This is a genomic window from Allosediminivita pacifica, assembly GCF_003054175.1.
Classification (GTDB): domain Bacteria; phylum Pseudomonadota; class Alphaproteobacteria; order Rhodobacterales; family Rhodobacteraceae; genus Allosediminivita; species Allosediminivita pacifica.
In genome coordinates this window covers 1-4206 of sequence record NZ_QBKN01000067.1, presented here as the reverse complement: position 1 = coordinate 4206, position 4206 = coordinate 1, and the positions used below count along the sequence as shown (strand labels likewise).

Sequence of the window (4206 nt, the reverse complement as noted above, 5' to 3'; positions counted from 1 at the left end):
ATCTGCGTCGTGCCGTCGCGGACCCATTCGACCTCGACGTTGGGATAGGCTTCGCTGAAGGCGTCGACGGTCTGCTGGGCATCGGCGTCGGGCTGCGAAGTGTAGAGCACGAGGGTGCCCGAGACATCTTCGTTCTGTGCGAGGACGGGGCCTCCGGAGGTGACGACCGTGGCGAGTGCAAGGGCGGCAATGCGTTTCATGCGGGTCTCCTGTTTTGTCCCGGGGTCTCTAGCAGCGACCTGTGACACTCCTGCGACGCAACGGACTTACCGCCGGGTCGACGCGCTCCGCACCCCTTTGGAGTAGCAGCCGCACCGTTGCCGAACGTCCAGAAAAGCCTGGCCGCCATGCAAATTCCGTTGGTCAGTCGCCGCGCTGCGCCAGTCATTTCCGACCCAATTCGCCAAGCCGTTGGGGCCCAAACCGGCCCCTTCAACTTGATCCGCGCGGCACTTCGGTGAGCGGACTTTCACGCCCTTCGTCTCAGGGATGATAAAATACCCACCAACAGCCATCTGTGTTTGGGGGGGGGCGTCTTTGGTTTCCCTGAAGGGTAAGAAATTTGGGCGTCCTAAAGAACTGCGGCACGCTTCGAATACTGCTTGCTTGAGGTTTAATTTCCCATATTCTCGAAATATGGAATCTCTTGGCATCATTGCACAGCTCACCACCCTCGGGCACCCGCAGAGGCTCGCGATCTTTCGCCTCCTCGTGCGGCGCGCGCCTGATGCCCTGTCCGCTGGAGAGGTGGCCGCTGCGCTGAGCATCAAGCCATCGACACTGTCGTCCTATCTCGGCGCCCTGACCCAGGCGGGGCTCGTGACCCAGCGGCGGAAGGGGACGTCCCTGCTCTACGGTGTGAACCTCGGCGGCGTGCAGACGATGATCGAAACGCTGTTCCTCGACTGTTGCCGGGGGCGCCCGGATCTCTGTTTGTCCCTCACCTCATCCCTCCTTGATGGAGCCATCACCATGTCCGACCGCAAGTTCAATGTCCTGTTCATCTGCACCGGCAACTCGGCCCGGTCGATTTTCGCCGAATCCATCTTACGGGAGGAGGCGGGCGATCAGTTCGAAGCGTTCTCGGCCGGAACGCGGCCCTACTCAGAGCTCAACCCCTTCGCGCTCACCGTGCTGAAGGACAAGGGCCACGACGTATCTGCCCTGCGGGCGAAGAACGTCAGCGAGTTCCAGGGCCCAGACGCTCCGGTCCTGGATTTCGTCTTCACCGTCTGCGATCAGGCCGCCAACGAGGACTGCCCGGCGTGGAGCGGCCAGCCGATCAGCGCGCATTGGGGTATGCCCGATCCGGTCAAGGCGGACGGCACCGAGGCCCAGAAAGGCCTCGCCTTCCAGCATGCCTATGGCGTCCTGCGCAACCGTATTCTGGCATTCGCGGCGCTGCCGCTTGAAACGCTGGACCGGATCTCGCTCCAGAAAGCGGTCGACCGCATCGCAGGGATGGACACCGGCGCCGACGCCTGAGCGCTCGACACACCCACTTTCACATCGACGCCATGGGCCCGGGGTATATCCACGACGTGGTTGCCACGGGGCCAATATCGACAGGAGACAGTCTTGGCCGACACGACGGATACCGCCCCGCCCGCCATGGGCGGCTTCGAGCGCTGGCTGAGCCTTTGGGTCGCGCTTGCCATGGTGGTGGGCATTGCCGTAGGGCAGGTCGCGCCCGGCCTCGTCGAGGCAATCGCCGCGGCGGAGGTCGCTTCGATCAACCTCGTCGTCGCCGTGCTCATCTGGGCGATGGTCTACCCGATGATGGTCGGCGTCGATTTCGGCGCGGTCTCGGGCGTCGCGCGCCAGCCAAAGGGCCTGATCGTGACGCTCGCGGTCAACTGGCTGATCAAACCGTTCACCATGGCCGGGCTCGCGGTGTTGTTCTTCGAGGTGGTGTTCGCGCCGTTCATCGCGCCCGAGGATGCCGCGCAATACATCGCGGGCCTGATACTTCTGGGCGCGGCGCCTTGCACCGCGATGGTCTTCGTGTGGTCACAGCTGACGCGCGGGGACGAGACCTATACCCTAGTGCAGGTCTCGGTGAACGACCTCATCATGATCGTCGCCTTCGCGCCCATCGTGGCGCTGCTGCTGGGCGTGACGGAGATCGAAGTCCCGTGGGAGACGCTCGTCCTTGCGACCATCCTCTACGTCGTTCTGCCGCTGGCAGCCGGACTGGCAACGCGTCGCGCGCTTGGGTCGAAAGCGCGCATCGAGGCCTTCACCGCCCGAGTGAAACCCGCCTCGATCATCGGTCTCGTCGCCACGGTCGCGATCCTCTTCGGACTTCAGGGCAGCGTGATCCTGAACCGGCCGCTGGTCATTCTGCTCATCGCCGTGCCGATCCTGATCCAGAGCTACAGCATCTTCGCGCTCGCATACGGCGCGGCCTGGTGGCTGCGTGTGCCGCACCGCATCGCCGCGCCCTGCGCGATGATCGGGACGTCGAACTTCTTCGAACTGGCAGTCGCCGTGGCGATCAGCCTCTTCGGCCTCAATTCGGGCGCCGCGCTCGCCACGGTCGTGGGCGTGCTTGTCGAGGTGCCGGTGATGCTCTCGCTCGTGGCCTTTGCCAACCGCACCCGCCGGCGTTTCCCGGAGGCCTGATTCATGATGACCATCTATCACAACCCCGCCTGCGGCACGTCGCGGAACGTGCTCGCCATGATCCGCCAGTCGGGCGTCGAGCCCGAGGTGATCCTCTATCTCGAGACCCCGCCGAGTCGCGAGCGGCTCATCGAGCTGATCGCCGAGATGGGCCTCTCGGTCCGCGACCTGCTGCGCCGCAAGGGCACGCCCTTCGATGAGCTGGGTCTCGACGACCCTTCGCTGGCGGATGCCGAGCTCATCGACGCGATGATGGCGCACCCGATCCTGATCAATCGCCCCATCGTCATCACCAATAAGGGCACGAAGCTCTGCCGCCCTTCCGAGACCGTGCTCGAGATCCTCGAGAACCCCGACATTGGGACCTTCACCAAAGAGGACGGAGAGGTGGTGATCCCGTGACCGATCTGCCGAACATCGATCTCGATCAGCTGCACCCCATCGATCCAGCAGACTACGTAGGCGCGAACGATGACGGCCATGCCCCGCGCATCCTGATCCTGCACGGCTCGTTGCGCACGTGTTCCTATTCGCGGCTCGTCGCCGAAGAGGCAGGCCGACTTCTGACCCATTGGGGCGCGGAGGTCCGACATTTCGACCCCACGGGCCTGCCTCTGCCCGACGGCGCCGAGGCCGATCACCCGAAGGTGGCGGAACTGCGCGAGCTCGCCACATGGTCTGAAGGCATGGTCTGGTCCTCGCCCGAGCGGCATGGCGCGATGTCGGCGGTGATGAAGGCGCAGATCGACTGGATCCCGCTGTCGCTCGGAGGTGTGCGCCCGACGCAGGGCAAGACGCTGGCGGTCTGCCAAGTGTGCGGCGGCTCGCAGAGCTTCAACGCGGTCAACCAGATGCGCATCCTCGGGCGTTGGATGCGCATGGTCACAATCCCGAACCAGTCCTCCGTGCCGAAGGCCTGGGACGAGTTCGACGAGGCGGCCCGGATGCGCCTCTCTCCGCTTTACCTGCGGATCGTCGACGTGATGGAGGAGCTGATAAAGTTCACCTACATGGTGCGCGGACGCTCTGCCGCCCTGACGGACCGCTATTCCGAGCGCGTCGAGAGCGCAGCCGAATTGTCGAAGCGGGTCAATCAGCCCAAACTTTGATTTGGTGTGTCGGCTCTGACGGATGACGCGGCTTAAAGTCTTGACTGAGCTCAAAGTCACCCTTCGTCGCTTGCGGCCTGAACGGCAAGCTTCGGGTGCTAGCAAGGGAACGATGCTGGCGAGTGGAAGGCCCTTCTGACGGCACAGGTAGCCTCGGCTTCGCCTGAAATTCGGGCACTTTATTTTCCAACCTCAATTTCCCGGTCGAGAGATAGGCCCTAGTGATCCTCGCGAGCTTGGACCTCGCCCGCTGGTCATCAGTCCTCAGAGCAACTGTCCCAAGATGCTGGCCGCTGGGCATTTTCGGTCCATGTCAGCTCTCTTTGAGTGGCTTGCAGTCGTCGCACTTGTTGGACATCTGCAGCGAACGGCAAGAACTGAATAGCCCCGTGTCTTGTGGACGCCTTCTTCGCTAATTTTGAGGCAAGGAGGCCATGATGAGCAGCAGCAAGTTCAGCGACGAGTTCAAGCG

The 4206-nt window shown here is 63.4% G+C and carries 5 protein-coding genes and 1 pseudogene; 4 read left to right on the top strand and 2 right to left on the bottom strand.

Translation table 11 applies throughout. The features are described 5' to 3' along the window. Positions 1–200 (bottom strand): annotated as a pseudogene (locus C8N44_RS22765) (Fe(3+) ABC transporter substrate-binding protein); the annotation flags it as partial. A gap of 436 nt (positions 201–636) precedes the next feature. Here C8N44_RS22765 and C8N44_RS22760 point away from each other — a divergent pair. The 4 genes from C8N44_RS22760 to arsH all read left to right on the top strand — a co-directional run bounded on the left by C8N44_RS22760 (position 637) and on the right by arsH (position 3734). Further along, positions 637–1485, top strand: coding sequence for an arsenate reductase/protein-tyrosine-phosphatase family protein (locus C8N44_RS22760; RefSeq protein ID WP_107978969.1), 849 nt, complete (start codon positions 637–639; stop codon positions 1483–1485). Positions 1486–1611: 126 nt separating this feature from the next. Further along, positions 1612–2625, top strand: a complete 1014-nt coding sequence (gene arsB / locus C8N44_RS22755; RefSeq protein WP_107978970.1) for an ACR3 family arsenite efflux transporter — start codon at positions 1612–1614, stop codon at positions 2623–2625. 3 nt (positions 2626–2628) lie between these two features. Then, a complete protein-coding gene (gene arsC / locus C8N44_RS22750) occupies positions 2629–3027 on the top strand; it encodes an arsenate reductase (glutaredoxin) (RefSeq protein WP_107978968.1) in 399 nt (132 codons plus the stop codon). Next, positions 3024–3734, top strand: coding sequence for an arsenical resistance protein ArsH (gene arsH, locus C8N44_RS22745; RefSeq protein WP_107978967.1), 711 nt, complete (start codon positions 3024–3026; stop codon positions 3732–3734). The genes arsC and arsH overlap by 4 nt, the downstream gene beginning before the upstream one ends. Positions 3735–3991: 257 nt before the next feature. Here the strand turns inward: arsH and C8N44_RS23700 are convergent. Next, on the bottom strand, positions 3992–4206 hold a 215-nt coding region (locus tag C8N44_RS23700; RefSeq protein WP_210204221.1), incomplete at its 5' end, for a hypothetical protein.